The 787-nt window shown below is 33.4% G+C and carries 1 protein-coding gene and 1 pseudogene; both read right to left on the reverse strand.

The window, feature by feature from the left end; genetic code table 11:
- Window positions 1-182: pseudogene (locus LfDm3_RS06880) on the reverse strand (hypothetical protein); the annotation flags it as partial.
- 23 nt (window positions 183-205) lie between these two features.
- Window positions 206-736, reverse strand: a complete 531-nt coding sequence (locus LfDm3_RS00010) for a helix-turn-helix domain-containing protein (RefSeq protein WP_039142778.1) — start codon at window positions 734-736, stop codon at window positions 206-208.
- Window positions 737-787 lie beyond the last annotated feature (51 nt).

Here is a 787-nt window from a genome sequence, read left to right on the forward strand (position 1 = left end):
CCTAAATTCTTTAAAGCTAACGTTACTCGTCGATAACCATAATTTGGGTGACATTGTTTAATTTTCGTGATAGCTTTTTTAATCGGATTTTCAAGTTTTTGATTTTGATTCGACTTCGTCGAATAGTAATAGGTACTTCGTGACATCTGAACAGCCCTTAAAATCAACGTTAAGCTGACCATGAATTGCCGCCTTAGTTCATTAATTATTTGTGCTTTTTGTCGAGCTGTTCGTCTTGATCTAAGGCATTCAATTTTTTTAAATATTCATTTTGGATCTTCAACATCATATTTTCGTCTTTAAGACGTTTCATTTCTTCATAATCTTTCATGACATTTCGATCAGTTTTATCTGGCTGAAGCTTCTTTTTATGTTTCATCGTCGGTCTCCCTAGTCGTTTATTATCTAAGCCAGAAATTCCGTAAAGTTCAAACGAGCGTTGCCATCGATAAATTAATGATGGAGAAGTGATATCAAAATGTAGCGCTGTTTCTGGATAACTGGCACAATTTAGTTTCATCCAGTTTAATATGTTTTGTTTATCAGCGCTACTATATTTTCTTTGGATTGACCGAACGGTCAATCCTTTTTCTCCATATTGTTTAAATCTATCAACCCAATTAAGAACCAAGCTACACGATCTTATGCCATATTTTCGACATAGTTTGATTGAGCTATCACCATTAAGATATTGCTTAACAATCTCCATTTTTAATTTGTAACTAAATTTCGTCATAATAAAACCCCTTAAGTTGATTTTCTTGTCCAACTTAAGGGGTTCATATCA

The sequence above is a fragment of the Fructilactobacillus fructivorans genome (assembly GCF_000814735.1).
Lineage (GTDB): Bacteria > Bacillota > Bacilli > Lactobacillales > Lactobacillaceae > Fructilactobacillus > Fructilactobacillus fructivorans.